The organism is Clostridium sp. Marseille-P2415, assembly GCF_900155545.1.
Taxonomy (GTDB): domain Bacteria; phylum Bacillota; class Clostridia; order Lachnospirales; family Lachnospiraceae; genus Lacrimispora.
The window spans coordinates 810160-826073 of the sequence record NZ_LT732526.1; the positions used below are offsets into that span (position 1 = coordinate 810160).

A 15914-nucleotide genomic window follows, 5' to 3' on the forward strand; every position below is an offset into this window, starting at 1 on the left:
TTTGCGTAGGATGGTAGAAAAACACAGGAATATCATATGCAAGATCAAAAACTGGAGAACCTGCTCAATCTTGCCCTCAGCACGCCCCCTGAAGAGCGGGAAAAATCAATAAATTTAAACGTGGGCTTTAATCCTGATGAGGAATCCTGGGATGTGATCGTGAAACATTCCGGAGACATAAGCGGACTTTCCCAGGTGGGAATCCGGGTGGAGCAGATGGTAAACGAGTACGCCATTCTGAGGGTCCCGGAATCGTATATTGATACGTTAAGCAGTTTGCCGCAAATTGAATTTGTAGAAAAACCAAAGAGGCTGTTTTTTGCCATTAATCAGGCAAAGTCGGCCTCTTGTGTCAATCTGGTCCAGCAGGGAGCCAGCATCCTGACCGGCAGAGGGGTTTTAGTGGCCATTATTGATTCCGGAATTGACTATTATCATGATGATTTCCGCAATGCGGACGGAACTACAAGGATTTTGGCGCTGTGGGACCAGACTCTGGACCGGGTGTTTACAAAAGAAGAGATCGATGAAGCTTTAAGGACCGGAAGCAGAGCGGAGGCAAGGGCTCTGGTTCCTACCGAGGATGTCAGCGGACATGGTACGGCGGTTGCTTCTATAGCAGCCGGGAACGGCAGGGAAAACAGGGGGCAATACAGGGGAGTCGCATTCGAAAGTCCGCTTATAGTGGTAAAGCTTGGAATTCCTCAGGAAGCAGGATTTCCCAGAACTACGGAGCTTATGCGTGCGGTTAATTTTGCAGTACAGGAAGCAGTGGACCTGCAAATGCCGGTTGCCATCAATTTGAGCTTTGGAAATACCTATGGTTCTCACGATGGAACCAGTCTTTTAGAGACATTTCTTGATGATATTTCTAATTATGGAAAGAGCGTGATCGTGGTAGGAACGGGCAATGAAGGCGTGGGAGGCGGCCATAATTCGGGAACCTTAAGCATGTCAAATCCACAGGAAATTGAGCTCAGCGTAGGGGGGTATCAGACCGGTTTCAGTGTCCAGCTTTGGAAGTCCTACGCAGATTTATTTGACATCAGCATCATTACACCGCCCGGTGAAGTAATCGGACCCATAAGCAGCAGGCTGGGGCCCCAGACCATAACATACAGAAATACCCGGATCCTGCTTTACTACGGAAAGCCGGGACCCTACAGCGTAGCCCAGGAGATTTATATGGATTTTCTTCCGGCCGATACTTATGTGGATAGCGGAGTCTGGAGGTTCCGCCTCACTCCTAGGCAGATTGTGGAGGGAAATTATGATTTTTGGCTTCCGTCATCGGTGGTACTGAACCAGTCGACCCGGTTTTTAAGGCCTACGCCGGAGACCACCCTGACCATACCTTCTACGGCAAACAAGGTAATATCAGTTGGAGCTTATGATGATACCTATCAGTCCTATGCGGATTTTTCCGGGAGAGGATTTACAAGAAGAACCAATCTGGTAAAGCCGGATCTGGCAGCCCCTGGTGTGGGGATCATCGCAGCAAGGGCAGGAGGCGGCTATGAATCGGTCACAGGCACTTCTTTTGCGACCCCGCTTGTTACCGGGAGCGCCGCTCTTTTAATGCAATGGGGAATTGTGGACGGAAGAGATCCGTTCCTGTTCGGGGAAAAGGTAAAAGCCTATCTGATCCGGGGAGCAAGGCATCTTCCGGGGATCACCCAGTATCCAAATCCGGAACTCGGGTACGGTGCGCTGTGTGTAAGCGACAGTCTTCCTGTATAGCAGCGGAAAAGCCATTGGAAATTTGACCAAAATGATTTATAATGGAATCAGTACTTTTCAGGAGGTATGAAATGGACATCAGGCATGAACTGGTCATTCCCAATGACGACCTGCCTTTTCGTATGTTTATATTTGAAGGCAGGGAAGGTAATTATAAGGTTACGAAGCACTGGCATCATTCGGTTGAGATATTTCTGGTTCAGGAGGGTGTGATTGATTTTTATATCAATAACAGCCACTTATCCCTTGCCAGGCAGGATTTTGTGCTGGTAAATTCCAATGAAGTCCATTCCATTGAATGCCCTGATCCCAATATCACCATAGTCCTCCAGATCCCTGGAGAAACCTTTGATGATTATATGGGAGAAGAAGGCTATGTGAATTTTGAAAAAAAAGATGAGGTGCAGAATAAACGGCTGACGGATCTGGTGACCTCCATGTTTTCTGTTTACGAGAAACAGGAATATGGCTATAGTCTGATGGTAAAAAGCCGGTTTTATGAACTTTTATATCTTTTGGTCACGGAATTTAAGACAGGAACCATGGATAAGGAGGTCCTTCGCCAGAAAAAGCAGCTTGATAAGCTCTCCGGAGTCACTCAGTATATGAGGGAAAATTATGACCAGGAACTGAAGCTTGACGAGGTCGCCGGCCGCTTTGGCTTCAGTCCCACCTATTTATCCAGGATTTTCCAGAAGTATGCGCAGGTCAATTACCGTACGTATCTGATTGACCTGCGTGTTAAGTATGCGGTCCGGGAGCTGATCAGTACCGGTCATGAAATAGGAGAGATAGCCATGAACCACGGATTTCCGGACAGCAGGGCTTTTTCCAAAGCCTTTAAAAAGCGGTACGGCTGTCTCCCCAGCGAGTACCGGAAAAATTTGGGTGCAGGTCCGTGACAGGTATTGCAAATATTTTAATATAGGGTATTATAATTACTGAAAATATGATATAATGTACCATAACTTTGTGCGAAGGATGTGATTGTATGAATATCAGGGAATCCACGGAACAATGGGAGGAAGCATATTTGAGTCCTCATGCAGCCTTTAGCAGGGACAGCAGGGGAAGAGAGCGGGAAGAAGATCCTTGTGATATCCGGACTGCCTATCAGAGGGACCGGGACCGGATTATTCACTGTAAGGCGTTTCGAAGGCTGAAACATAAAACACAGGTCTTTCTGGCCCCGGAAGGGGATCATTACAGGACCAGACTGACCCACACCCTGGAGGTGTCTCAGATTGCCAGAACCATAGCCAAGTCTCTGCGTATGAATGAGGATCTGACTGAGGCCATTGCGCTGGGCCATGACCTGGGCCATACACCCTTCGGCCATTCGGGGGAAGCGGTTTTAAATAAAATCTGTTCCGAAGGATTCGCCCATTACAGGCAGAGCGTCCGGGTGGTGGAGGTTCTGGAAAAGGACGGCATGGGTTTAAATCTTACATGGGAGGTCCGGGATGGAATCTTAAATCACCGTACCAGCGGCCATCCTTCCACCCTGGAAGGCAGTATCGTCCGTCTGTCGGATAAGATCGCCTATATCAATCATGACATTGACGATGCCATCAGGGCCAGGATGTTTGTGGAGGAGGATTTACCCGGGTGTTATACGGATATTCTGGGACACAGTGTCCGGGAACGGCTCAATAACCTGATCCATGATATCATCCGCAATAGCTATGGGAAACAGGACATCATCATGTCGCCTGATATGGAGGAAGCCATGCAGGGACTGCGCACCTGGATGTTTGATCATGTATACAAAAGCGATATTCCAAAAGCAGAGGAAGGAAAAGCACAGCATCTGATCGTTATGCTGTTTCACTATTATATGGATCAGCCGGACAGGCTTCCGGATGAATACCGGTCCCTGATGAAGGAACGGAAGGAAAGCAAGGAACGGGCAGTCTGCGATTACATTGCAGGAATGAGCGACAGCTATGCCATTGATAAATTTGAACAGCTTTTTGTTCCCAAAGCGTGGAAAGCAATTTAATAAATAATTTGGAGGAAGGAGGGGGAAAGCTCCATGCGTTATTCGGAAGAAGTAATTGAAGAGGTCCGGATGAAGAATGATATCGTGGATGTGATTTCGGGATACTTAAAGCTGCAGAAAAAGGGAAGCAATTACTTTGGCCTGTGCCCTTTTCACAATGAAAAGTCACCTTCTTTTTCCGTATCCCCTGCCAAACAGATGTATTACTGCTTTGGCTGCGGCGTGGGCGGCAACGTGATAACGTTTGTTATGGAATATGAAAACTATTCCTTCTCCGAGGCGTTAAAGGTTCTGGCTGACCGGTCGGGCGTGAAGCTTCCTGCGGCAGAATACAGCAAAGAGGCCAGGGAGCAGGAAGATCTTAGGTCCGCTCTTTTGGAGATCAATAAGCTGGCGGCCGGTTATTTTTACTATCAGCTTAAAAATGCCCAGGGAGAGGCCGGCTACCGTTATTTAAGGGACAGACAGTTAAGCGATGAGACCATAGTCCGTTTCGGGCTGGGATATTCCAATAAGACCAGCGATGACCTTTACCGGTACTTAAGGGGCAAGGGATATGATGATGGTATCTTAAAGCATACCGGGCTTGTGACCATTGAGGAGAGGGGCGCCCATGACAAGTTCTGGAACCGGGTCATGTTTCCCATTATGGATGTGAACAACCGGGTCATTGGCTTTGGGGGCCGGGTCATGGGGGCCGGGGAACCCAAATATTTAAATTCACCGGAGACAAAGCTTTTTGATAAAAGCAGGAACCTATATGGCCTTAATTACGCCAGGCTGTCCCGGGAAAAGTACATATTGATTTGTGAGGGCTATATGGATGTGATCGCAATGCATCAGGCCGGATTCACCAATGCGGTGGCTTCCCTGGGCACGGCATTTACGACCCAGCATGCCCAGCTTTTAAAGCGGTATACGGATAAAGTGGTTCTCACCTATGACAGCGACGGCGCGGGTGTTAAGGCTGCACTCCGTGCCATTCCCATTTTGAAAGAAGTGGGCATGTCCATACGGGTGCTGAATATGCAGCCTTATAAAGATCCGGATGAATTCATAAAAAACCTTGGAGCAGAAGCGTTCCGGCAGCGGATCGAAGAGGCCCGTAACAGCTTTTTGTTTGAAATCGATGTACTGAAAAAGGGCTTTAAGATGGATGACCCGGAGCAGAAAACAGAATTTTACAACCAGGTGGCAAGAAAGCTTCTGGAATTTCCAGAGGCTTTGGAACGGGATAATTATCTGGAGGCGGTATCCCGGGAATATTTCATCAACTATGAAGACTTAAAGCGTCTGGTCAATCGTCTGGGCGCTTCTCTGGGGCCTGTCCTCTCTGCATCCCGGGGAGAAGAAGAGGGGAGCATAAAAGGCCAGCGGAAAAAGGAAAAGGAAGACGGCGTGAAACAGTCTCAGAGACTGCTTCTTACCTGGCTGATTGAGAACCCCATACTGTTTGATAAAATTGAAGGAGTGGTCACTCCGGATGATTTTATAGAAGAGCTGTATCAAAAGGTGGCACGGATGGTTTTTGACGGACACGCTGCCGGAACGTTGAATCCGGCCGAGATTTTAAATCATTTTATTAATGATGAAGATCAATACCGGGCAGTCGCAGGTCTTTTTCATGCGAGCTTAAAAGAGTCCCTAGATAATGAAGAACAGAAAAAGGCGTTTTCGGAAACGATTTTGAAGGTGAAAAAAAACAGTCTGGATTATGCCAGCCGTCATGCAGCAGGGATAGAAGAACTGCAAAGAATTATAAAGGAACAGGCTGCGCTAAAGGATTTGCATATTTCGCTGGATTAGGGTGTACACTATAGGCAGGCTGTGGAAGGATGGAAGAACATGGACGAGAATGTGAAGAAGACAGCAGATAAGATGGTGGGATCAAAAAGGACAGAAGAGGAACGGGCGGCAGAGCTTAAGGCAGCGGAGTCAGCGGCCGCATTTGAGGAAAAGTTAAGCCAGCTCCTCCTTCTGGCAAGAAAGAAGCGTAACGTTCTGGAAAATCAGGAGATTCTGGATTTCTTCGCGGGAGAGAATTTAGACTCGGATAAGCTGGACCAGATTTTCGATTTCCTGGAAAGCAACAAGGTAGACGTGCTTTCCATCGGCGGCGAGGATCTGGACCTGGATGAAGACCTGTTCATGGAAGATGACATCGAGGAAGAGGAAGAAATTGATATGGAAAATATCGATTTATCCGTTCCGGAAGGCATCAGTGTGGAGGACCCGGTCCGAATGTATTTAAAGGAGATCGGAAAGGTCCCCCTTCTTTCCAGTGAAGATGAAATTGAGCTTGCAAAAAAGATCGAATTGGGTGATGAGGACGCAAAGCAGAGGCTGACAGAAGCCAACCTGCGTCTTGTAGTCAGCATTGCCAAGCGTTATGTGGGGCGGGGCATGCAGTTTTTGGACCTGATCCAGGAAGGGAACCTGGGGCTTATTAAGGCTGTTGAAAAGTTTGATTACCGGAAAGGATATAAGTTCAGCACTTATGCCACATGGTGGATCAGGCAGGCCATTACGCGGGCGATTGCCGATCAGGCCCGGACCATACGCATCCCGGTTCACATGGTGGAGACCATCAACCGCCTGGTACGCGTATCCAGACAGCTTTTGCAGGAACTGGGACGTGAACCGGTGCCGGAAGAAATAGCGGCGCGGGCGGATATGCAGGTTGACCGGGTGAGGGAAATCATGAAGGTATCTCAGGAGCCTGTATCCTTAGAGACCCCGATCGGGGAAGAAGAGGACAGCCACTTAGGAGATTTTATCCAGGACGAGCAGGTGGCAGTTCCGGCCGATGCTGCTACGTTTACCATGCTGCATGAGCAGCTGATGGAGGTCCTGGATACGCTGACGGAACGGGAACAGAAGGTTTTAAAGCTTCGGTTCGGCCTTGATGACGGGCGGCCCAGGACACTGGAAGAGGTTGGAAAAGAATTTAATGTTACAAGAGAACGGATTCGGCAGATCGAAGCGAAAGCATTGCGTAAACTGCGCCATCCCAGCAGAAGCAAGAAGCTTAAGGATTATCTGGATGATTAACGGTACAAGACGGAGTTTAAGATGAAGTTATCAAGGCGTTTGGACACGATCGCTTCCTTTGTGCCAGAAGGAAGCAGAATTGCTGATATAGGAACCGATCATGGATACATTCCGATCCATCTGGTTCAGGAAGGAAAAGTAAAACATGCCATTGCCATGGATGTGAGGAAGGGCCCCCTTGAACGGGCCCGGGCCCATATCCGTGAGACTGGCCTGGAAGGCAGCATTGAAGTCCGTTTAAGCGACGGACTTTTAAAATTAGAGAAAAACGAAGCGGACTGTGTGGTCATAGCAGGCATGGGCGGAGAACTGATGATACATATCCTGGAGGAGGGCCATAAACTGTGGGAAAGCATTTCCTCCTGGGTTTTATCTCCCCATTCGGAGCTCCATAAGGTGCGTAAGTTCCTGGAGGAACAGGAATTTTTCATTGAGCGGGAGACTATGATAAAAGAGGAAGGGAAATACTATACTGTCATGGGTGTTACAAGAAAGGCAGGAAACACCATGACCTATGGCCGTGAAATATTATACCGTTATGGAAAGCGGTTACTGGAATCCAATGATCCGGTATTATTGGAGTATCTGACAAAAGAAGAGGAGCAGCTAAAGAGGATCCTTGACGAACTTTCAAAGAGTGAAACCCAAGGGGCCGGAAGAAGAATCGAAGAACTGAAACAGGAACTGGCCTGGAATAAGGAGGCACAAGATGAAATGCGATGAACTGACAGAAATACTGGAACGGCTGGCACCGCCGGGATGTGCCTGCGATTGGGATAATGTAGGGCTTTTGGCGGGCAGGAGTGATAAAGAGGTAAAAAAAGTTTTCATTGCGTTGGATGCTACCGATGAAGTGGTAGAGGAAGCTGTTACATGGGGAGGAGACCTGCTGCTTACCCACCATCCCCTTATTTTTAAACCATTAAAGAAAATCAATGATAAGGATTTCATCGCGCGCCGGATCATGACGCTGATTCGTCACGACATTTCCTATTACGCCATGCATACGAACTTTGATGCTGCACCGGACTGTATGGCTGATGCAGCGGCTAAAAAGCTTGGTCTTACAAATCTGGGTGTATTGGAGCAGGAAGGCATCATGCACCGGGAAGTGAAAGGCGGGCAGGAGGAAATGCCTTATGGAATCGGGAAAACCGGGTATCTGAAAGAGGAGATGACGGTAAAGGAGGTGGCCGGACTTGTAAAAGAACGGTTTAAGCTTCCGTTTCTGACGCTTTATGGGGAGAATGCTCCCGGAGAAGCAGTGAAGTTTATCGGAATAAGCCCGGGAGCAGGCGGAAGTATGATAAAACCGGCTCTGAAAGCCGGCGTTAAAGTTCTTGTGACCGGGGATATCGGACATCACAATGGAATTGACGCGGCTGCAAACCACATGGCTGTCATCGACGCAGGCCATTACGGCCTGGAGTACTTGTTCCTGGATTTTATGGAAGAATACTTAAATAAAGAGGCCGGGGAGAGCTTGGAGATCCGCAAGGCAGAAGTGGTATTTCCTGAAACATTGATATAAGGAGGAAGAGAATGGCATTTGTAACAATAGACGGAGTGACAAAGGAATATCCTGTTGGTACTACCTATCAGGAAATTGCAAAGGAGTATCAGCAGCAGTATGAAAATGATATTCTGCTGGTCAGTATAAATGGAAAGCTAAGGGAGCTCCATAAGAAAGTTCAATTTGACTGCAATCTTCATTTCTTTACAGGGAAAGACCAGCCTGGAATCCAGACCTATCACAGAAGCGCTATTTTTCTCATGATGAAGGCTTTTTATGATGTGGCAGGAATAGAAAATATTGAAAAAGTTACCGTGGACTTTACTCTTGGAAAAGGCTATTACATCGAACCGCATGGGGAGATTAAGCTTACAGAGGACTTGATCCGCCGGGTGAAGGCCCGCATGCAGGAATATGTGAGCCAGAAAATCCCCATCATGAAGCGGAGCGTGAACACGGATGATGCCATTGAGCTGTTTCACAGACACCGCATGTATGACAAGGAGAGGCTGTTCCGCTATCGCCGGGTTTCCCGTGTCAACATCTACAGCATTGGCGGTTTTGAAGATTATTATTATGGATATATGGTGCAGAATACCGGATACATCAAGTATTTTGACTTGTTTTTATATGATGAAGGCTTCATGTTCATGCTTCCCCGGAAAGAAAACCCAAAGGAAGTGCCTGTTTTTGAAGCCGGGAAGAAGCAGAAGCTGTTCCGTGTGTTAAAGGAGAGCGTAAAATGGGGAGAGCGCTTAAACGTGTCCCATGTCGGTGCTCTTAACGAAGAAATTGCAGCGGGTAATATCAATGAACTGATCTTGATCCAGGAGGCGCTTCAGGAAAAGAAGATTGCAGAAATCGCCGAAAAGATCGGCGCTGACCGAAGTAAAAAATTCGTAATGATTGCCGGTCCGTCCTCTTCCGGGAAAACTACCTTTTCCCACCGTCTGTCCGTACAGTTGAAGGCACAGGGAATGATTCCTCATCCCATTGCGGTGGATGATTATTTTGTAAACCGGGTGGACAGTCCGAGAAATCCGGATGGCAGCTACAATTACGAATTGCTGGAATGTCTGGATATCCAGCAGTTTAATAAAGATATGACCGCTCTCCTGTCCGGTGAAACCGTTGAAATGCCGCGTTATCAATTCAAGACGGGAGTCAGGGAATACAGAGGGGATTATTTGAAATTAGGAAAGGATGATATCCTGGTCATTGAGGGGATCCATTGCCTGAATGACAAGCTGTCTTACTCCCTTCCGAAGGAATGTAAATTCCGTGTGTATGTAAGTGCTTTGACTCAGTTAAATATTGATGAACACAACCGGATTCCAACCACGGATTGCCGCCTGATCCGCCGGATGGTCCGGGATGCCAGAACAAGAGGGGCATCGGCTCAGGATACCATTCGCATGTGGCCCGCGGTGAGACAGGGAGAAGAAGAGCATATCTTTCCGTTCCAGGAATCTGCGGATATGATGTTTAATTCTGCTACGGTTTATGAACTGGCTGTGCTGAAGCAATATGCGGAACCGCTGTTATTCGGCATTCCCCGGGAATCTCCGGAATACATGGAGGCAAAGCGGCTGCTAAAATTCCTGGATTATTTTCTGGGTGTCAACAGTGAGGATATTCCACGCAATTCCATTGTCCGGGAATTCATTGGAGGCAGCTGTTTTAAGGTTTAAGAGCTAAAAAATAAGCTCAAGAAAATTAAGATTGACGAATTTGAGATTATAGTGTATAATTATGTCGTTATATAGTGTGTTACTGATTGATCAGGCATTAACTATGCATAAATATTTTGGAATGTTTATGCTGGTTAGTGCTTTTTTGTGTGCCCGGGAACCTAAAAAGCCTCATGATAAGCATTTCAAAATCAAGGATGCTCGAAATGAAAAAGCTTGAAAGGAGACTTGTTTATGAAGGACAAGATTTTTGGAGTATTACAAAGAGTTGGCAGATCATTTATGTTACCAATAGCAATTCTGCCGGTTGCTGGCCTGCTGTTGGGGATAGGCGGTTCTTTTACGAACCAGACAATGTTAGAGGCCTATGGACTTACAACGGTCATGGGCGAAGGAACCGTACCGAATGCATTGTTACAGATTATGAACAGTGCAGGTAATATTGTATTTTCGAATTTACCAATTATTTTTGCAATTGGTGTTGCAATCGGCATGGCAGAAAAAGAGAAGGAAGTCGCGGCTTTGGCTGCGGCAATCGCATTTTTTATTATGCATGCTTCTATCAGCTCATTGATCAGTATTCATGATAACGGGCAGGGCCTTTTATCAGGGGCTACAACTTCCGTATGCGGTATTACATCATTACAGATGGGTGTTTTTGGAGGTATTATTGTAGGCTTGGGAGTAGCAGCACTTCATAATAAATTCTATAAGATACAGCTTCCGCAGGTGCTGTCATTTTTTGGGGGAACCCGATTTGTACCTATTATTTCCGGGTTGGTATATGTTTTTGTAGGTATTCTCATGTATTATGTCTGGCCGGTTGTTCAAACGGGAATATATGGAGTAGGAAATGTTGTTTTAAACAGTGGTTACGCAGGAACATGGGTTTATGGCTTTATGGAAAGGCTTCTGATCCCATTTGGTCTTCATCATGTATTTTACCTGCCATTCTGGCAGACCAGTATCGGCGGAAGGTTAGAGGTTTCTGGTAAAGTAATCGAAGGCGCCCAGAATATTTTCTTTGCACAGCTTACAGATCCAACCGTAAAACATTTTGCAGTTTCGGCCACACGTTTTATGTCAGGAAAATTTCCGCTTATGATTTTCGGCCTTCCGGGAGCAGCATTTGCAATGTATCGCACTGCAAAACCTGAAAACAGAAAGGCTGTTGGCGGATTATTATTGTCAGCAGCACTTACATCAATGCTCACAGGTATTACGGAGCCGCTTGAATTTACGTTCTTATTTGTTGCTCCGGTACTCTATGGAATTCACTGCGTTTTGGCAGGAGCAGCCTATATGATCATGCATATGTGCGGTGTTGGTGTAGGCATGACATTTTCCGGCGGATTTATTGATATGTTCTTATTTGGGATTCTTCAGGGAAATGCAAAAACCAGTTGGATATGGATTGTAATAGTAGGGATTGTATATTTCATATTTTATTATTTTATATTCTCATTCTTAATTAAGAAACTGGATTTAAAGACACCGGGCCGTGATAAGCAGGAAGAAATAAAACTGTATACAAGAGCTGATGTAAATGCACAAAAAAACGGCAGCAAGAAAAGTTCGGAAGATGTTGTTTCCGCAGGTATCTTAAAAGGCCTTGGAGGAAAGAAGAATATTTCTTCTGTGGATTGTTGTGCGACAAGACTTCGCTGCACGGTAATGGATGGAAAACTTGTTGACGATGATGTGTTAAAAGCAACAGGTGCAAGAGGAGTAGTGCGCAAAGGAAATGGAGTACAGATTATATACGGTCCGAGGGTGACGATTATCAAGTCAAATTTTGAGGACTATTTAGAGACTGCACCAGAAGATGTTGACTTTGATGATACAGTGAAATATGATTCATCAGAAGGTGTGAAATCCGAAGAAGAAAAAAAGGTGATTGATTCCGTAATCATTTCCAGTCCGTTTACAGGGGTGTCTGCAGATATTACCACAGCGCCGGATGAAGGATTTGCAGGAAAAATGATGGGGGACGGTGCTGTAGTTACACCAACGGAAGAAATGGTCACTGCACCGGAAGATGGAGAGGTTTGTTTCGTATTTGATACAAAACATGCCATTGGTTATCAAACGGACCGTGGTATTACAATGATTATACATGTTGGAATAGATACGGTTAAACTTAATGGAAAAGGGTTTCAGGTTTTTGTGGAAAACGGGCAGAAGGTCAAGAAAGGGGATAAGCTCCTTAAAATTGATTTAGAGTACTTGAAAACAGCAGCGCCGTCGATCTGTTCTCCTGTCATCTGCACAGAACTCCAGGATAATCAGAAGATAAGACTTATTGCAAACGGTGAGGTGAAAGCAGGAGAACCATTATTTGCAGTGGATACTTTTGAATAAGTATTTGTGAAATACCAATTGTAAATGTCTATTCTTTAAGTTTTATTCATGATAAAATGGAAATACAATTCATATAGAGAGGATGGCGTTTACGAAATGTACCGCATAAGCAAGATATTAAATCATAACAGTGTAATAGCAATTGATATGAATGATAATAGAGAATATATTTTATTGGGAAAAGGAATTGGATTTGGGAAAAAGGTATCAGAACGTTTTGAAGCAGCGAAGGATTGCTCTATTTACTCTTTACAGGAAAAGTCAGAACGGGGAACGAACCGGGAGCTGGTAAAGAACGTTGCACCGGAATACTTTGAATATGCGAATACAATTTTAGATGAGGCAGAGAAAAAGTTTGGAAAACTTGATCGGAGCATCCTGTTTCCAATGGCTGACCATATAGCTTTTGCGGTACAGAGAATCCAAAATGGGGAGCAGATTTATAATCCGCTCACAGAAGATATAAAGGCATTATTCCATTGCGAATTTAAGGTAGCATTGGTTTTACGGGATATTTTAAAAAGTGAAAAGAACATTTATATTGATGACGATGAGATCGGATATGTTTCCCTGCATATTCATGCAGCGAAGGAAGATATTCACACCTCAATATCTATGAAAATGGCTGAGGCAGTAAGAAGATGTGTCAGTATCATAGAAAATGAAAAAAAATGCAGGATCGATGTTATGTCCCTGTCTTATAACAGGCTTATGAACCATGTAAAATATATGGTTGCCAGAATCGTAAAGGACGAAGAATTAAAATTGAATATCAATGACTATATGGAATTTAAATTTCCTGAGTCCTTTACGATAGCAACCACAATCTGTGATGAGTTAAGTATCGCATTAAAAATGGATATAAAAGAAGTAGAAATAGGTTATCTGGCAATGCACATTGAACGTATCATATTGAATGAAGAATTGGAATAGAATGATGAAGAGCTTTGTATATGTTATTAAAGATGAAAATGGAATCCATGCCAGACCGGCAGGATTATTGGTTAAAGAAGCAAAAAAGTATGACAGTAAAATAATGATTAAAGGGAACGGTAAATCAACGGATGCAACAGAACTTATGGAAATAATGGCTATGGATATAAAATGCAATGATACCGTAGAGGTCGAAGTGACTGGTGCTGATGAAGCTTTCGTATGTGCAAAGATGGAACGTTTTTTTGAGACAGAACTCTGATTTGAATGACCAAAGAACAGTAATTCAGGAAATTACAATGTCCTTTACAAATGTAAAGATTTATGTTAAACTGATATGGTTTTGAGTAAGACAAATGGCCGCAGCTGCAAAGCCGAAAGGCTGCAGGTGAGGAAAGTCCGGGCTTCACAGGGCAGGATGCCAGATAACGTCTGGCGGAGGTGACTCCAGGGAAAGTGCAACAGAAATATACCGCCGCATTTTGCGGTAAGGGTGGAATGGTGGTGTAAGAGACTACCGCCCTTCTGGTAACAGGAGGGGGCCATGTAAACCCCATCCGAAGCAAGACCGAACAGGGAGCACAAGGCGGCCCGTCTGCTCCCGGGTAGGTCGCTGGAGCCTGCCGGTGACGGCAGGCCTAGATAGATGGCCATTCAACGACATAACCCGGCTTATCGTCTTGCTCAAAACTTATAAAAATTGTTATGATCCCGATTAAAACAAGCTAATATGCTGTTAAAACAGATTATTTTGACCAAAAGCATTCCGTTTGAAATAAAAATGCCCCAGACTTATACAGCAGATGAAAAGGCTGCAGAGGTTAGAGCATCTATGGCTATGGAAAATATGCCATTAACTGAGGCTGATATACAGTTATTAAGAGTATATCAGGCAGCATCGGATAAGGAGAGTATCAGAAATCAGTTGTTAACTGAATATGCGGAGGTCTGAATGAGTGATAAAATATCAATGACTTTTGGCGTATTTTTAACCGTACCACAACAAAAATCAGAAATCGGGCTTTGCCGTCTCTAGGCAGACAGCGTAAGCCCGATTTCTGATTTTTGGGTTATTTCGTATATTTTTCTTCACAGTACCTGCAGCGGTAGGTTTCCTTCTCTTCATCGGCCAGGTAGAATACATGGGGCAGTCCCTGTTCGATGGAGGTGATGCAGCGGGGGTTTTTACAATGGATTACATTGGTGATCTTTTTTGGAAGGCTTAATGCTTTCTTTTCCACGATCAGATTATCCCGTATGATATTGACGGTTATGTTATGATCAATATATCCCAGGATGTCTAAGTCAATGTGATCCAGCCCGCCTTCGATTTTTATGATATCCTTTTTCCCCATCTTATTGCTTCTGGCATTCTTTATGATGGCTACCTGGCAATCCAGCCTGTCCAGGCCTAAATTATAGTAAATCTCCAGGCTTTTGCCTGCTTCTATGTGGTCTAATACGATTCCTTCTTTTAATCCGCTGATATTTAACATGATTTTTCTACCTCCAGTAATGTCATGATAAGAGCCATGCGCACGTAAACGCCGTACTGCGCCTGTTTGAAGTAAGCAGCTCTGGGATCGTCGTCAACTTCCACAGAGATTTCATTGACTCTGGGAAGGGGATGAAGAACGTACATATCATCTTTTGCCAGCTTCATTTTCTTTTTATCCAGAATGTAGCAGTCCTTTAAACGGATATAATCTTCCTCATTGAAGAAACGCTCCTTCTGGACGCGCGTCATGTAAAGGATATCAAGAGACGGCATAGCATCATCAAGACTGTCCATTTCAACAAATTCAATGTTGTTGGCCCTTAAAACATCTTCCCGGATGTATTCAGGTACCCGTAGTTCTGGGGGAGAAATTAAGATAAATCTGATGTTTTCGTAACGTACCAGAGCGTTGATCAGAGAATGTACCGTACGGCCAAATTTTAAGTCGCCGCAGAGACCAATGGTTAAATCATTTAAACGGCCTTTTAAAGAACGGATAGAAAGTAAATCGGTCAGCGTCTGGGTCGGATGCTGGTGCCCGCCGTCCCCGGCATTGATCACCGGTATGCCGGAATGATTGGCAGCTACCAGTGGAGCGCCTTCTTTCGGATGTCTCATGGCACAGATATCTGCGTAACAGGAGATGACCCGAATGGTATCAGCAACACTTTCCCCTTTCGCGGCAGAACTGGAATCAGCAGAAGAAAAGCCCAGTACACTGCCGCCCAGATTCAACATGGCAGCTTCGAAACTCAAACGGGTTCTTGTACTTGGCTCATAAAATAATGTCGCTAATTTTTTTCCATCGCATACATGGGAATATTTTGGAAGATTTTCTTCAATGTCTTTCGCCAGATCTAAGAGTTGTCCTGTTTCTTCCATACTAAAGTCTAACGGGTTAAGTAAATGTCTCATAAGAATCTCCTTTATCCACTAAGTTATGGTTTCAAATTCTATCCCATTATATAGTATTCATTGGAATATTTCCACACTTTTTTTCAATTTATGATATAATCTCTGCGTATGGTTTTATTTTCCAGGGAACCGGTAATTTTTTCCTGTAAGGAATATTTAATAAAGTGTAAGAAAATAAAGAATGACCGATTCAAATATCTTGTTGTATAA

General features: G+C 44.9%; 14 protein-coding genes and 1 other RNA gene. 13 read left to right on the forward strand and 2 right to left on the reverse strand.

The features are described from left to right. Positions 1–36 precede the first annotated feature (36 nt). From BQ9856_RS08725 to BQ9856_RS08785, 13 genes are all read left to right on the forward strand, one after another. Positions 37–1740: a S8 family peptidase gene (locus tag BQ9856_RS08725; RefSeq protein ID WP_077610681.1), complete on the forward strand. Its 1704-nt coding sequence runs from the start codon at positions 37–39 to the stop codon at positions 1738–1740. Positions 1741–1811: 71 nt separating this feature from the next. Further along, the gene (locus BQ9856_RS08730; protein WP_077610682.1) at positions 1812–2642 is read left to right on the forward strand and encodes an AraC family transcriptional regulator; all 831 of its coding nucleotides are present in this window, start codon (positions 1812–1814) and stop codon (positions 2640–2642) included. A gap of 89 nt (positions 2643–2731) precedes the next feature. After that, positions 2732–3742 carry a deoxyguanosinetriphosphate triphosphohydrolase gene (locus tag BQ9856_RS08735; RefSeq protein WP_077610683.1) on the forward strand — a complete coding sequence of 337 codons (1011 nt, stop codon included), beginning with the start codon at positions 2732–2734 and terminating at the stop codon, positions 3740–3742. A gap of 33 nt (positions 3743–3775) precedes the next feature. Further along, on the forward strand, positions 3776–5548 hold the full coding sequence (dnaG, locus tag BQ9856_RS08740) for a DNA primase (RefSeq protein WP_077610684.1): 1773 nt from the start codon (positions 3776–3778) through the stop codon (positions 5546–5548). Between the two features lie 72 nt (positions 5549–5620). Beyond that, the gene (gene rpoD / locus BQ9856_RS08745) at positions 5621–6793 is read left to right on the forward strand and encodes an RNA polymerase sigma factor RpoD (protein ID WP_077613308.1); all 1173 of its coding nucleotides are present in this window, start codon (positions 5621–5623) and stop codon (positions 6791–6793) included. Between the two features lie 21 nt (positions 6794–6814). Then, positions 6815–7516, forward strand: a complete 702-nt coding sequence (locus tag BQ9856_RS08750) for a tRNA (adenine(22)-N(1))-methyltransferase (protein ID WP_077610685.1) — start codon at positions 6815–6817, stop codon at positions 7514–7516. Then, the gene (locus BQ9856_RS08755) at positions 7503–8324 is read left to right on the forward strand and encodes a Nif3-like dinuclear metal center hexameric protein (protein WP_077610686.1); all 822 of its coding nucleotides are present in this window, start codon (positions 7503–7505) and stop codon (positions 8322–8324) included. Before BQ9856_RS08750 ends, BQ9856_RS08755 begins: the two co-directional genes overlap by 14 nt. 11 nt (positions 8325–8335) lie before the next feature. Next, complete coding sequence (locus BQ9856_RS08760) at positions 8336–9997, forward strand: nucleoside kinase (protein WP_077610687.1); 1662 nt, start codon at positions 8336–8338, stop codon at positions 9995–9997. A gap of 234 nt (positions 9998–10231) precedes the next feature. Next, positions 10232–12358: a PTS transporter subunit IIABC gene (locus tag BQ9856_RS08765; RefSeq protein WP_077610688.1), complete on the forward strand. Its 2127-nt coding sequence runs from the start codon at positions 10232–10234 to the stop codon at positions 12356–12358. 96 nt (positions 12359–12454) lie between these two features. Continuing rightward, positions 12455–13291 carry a PRD domain-containing protein gene (locus tag BQ9856_RS08770; RefSeq protein WP_077610689.1) on the forward strand — a complete coding sequence of 279 codons (837 nt, stop codon included), beginning with the start codon at positions 12455–12457 and terminating at the stop codon, positions 13289–13291. 1 nt (position 13292) lies between these two features. After that, positions 13293–13553, forward strand: coding sequence for an HPr family phosphocarrier protein (locus tag BQ9856_RS08775; RefSeq protein WP_442855506.1), 261 nt, complete (start codon positions 13293–13295; stop codon positions 13551–13553). 82 nt (positions 13554–13635) lie between these two features. Further along, positions 13636–13982, forward strand: an RNA gene (gene rnpB / locus BQ9856_RS08780) — RNase P RNA component class A. A gap of 60 nt (positions 13983–14042) precedes the next feature. Then, a complete protein-coding gene (locus tag BQ9856_RS08785) occupies positions 14043–14243 on the forward strand; it encodes a hypothetical protein (RefSeq protein WP_159441970.1) in 201 nt (66 codons plus the stop codon). A gap of 118 nt (positions 14244–14361) precedes the next feature. Here the strand turns inward: BQ9856_RS08785 and BQ9856_RS08790 are convergent, their stop codons facing one another. Together BQ9856_RS08790 and pyrB are read right to left on the reverse strand one after the other, a co-directional pair. Beyond that, positions 14362–14787, reverse strand: coding sequence for an aspartate carbamoyltransferase regulatory subunit (locus BQ9856_RS08790; protein ID WP_077610691.1), 426 nt, complete (start codon positions 14785–14787; stop codon positions 14362–14364). Continuing rightward, entirely contained in the window at positions 14781–15704 is a 924-nt protein-coding gene (gene pyrB, locus BQ9856_RS08795; RefSeq protein WP_077610692.1) for an aspartate carbamoyltransferase, read from the reverse strand. Before pyrB ends, BQ9856_RS08790 begins: the two co-directional genes overlap by 7 nt. Between the last annotated feature and the right edge of the window lie 210 nt (positions 15705–15914).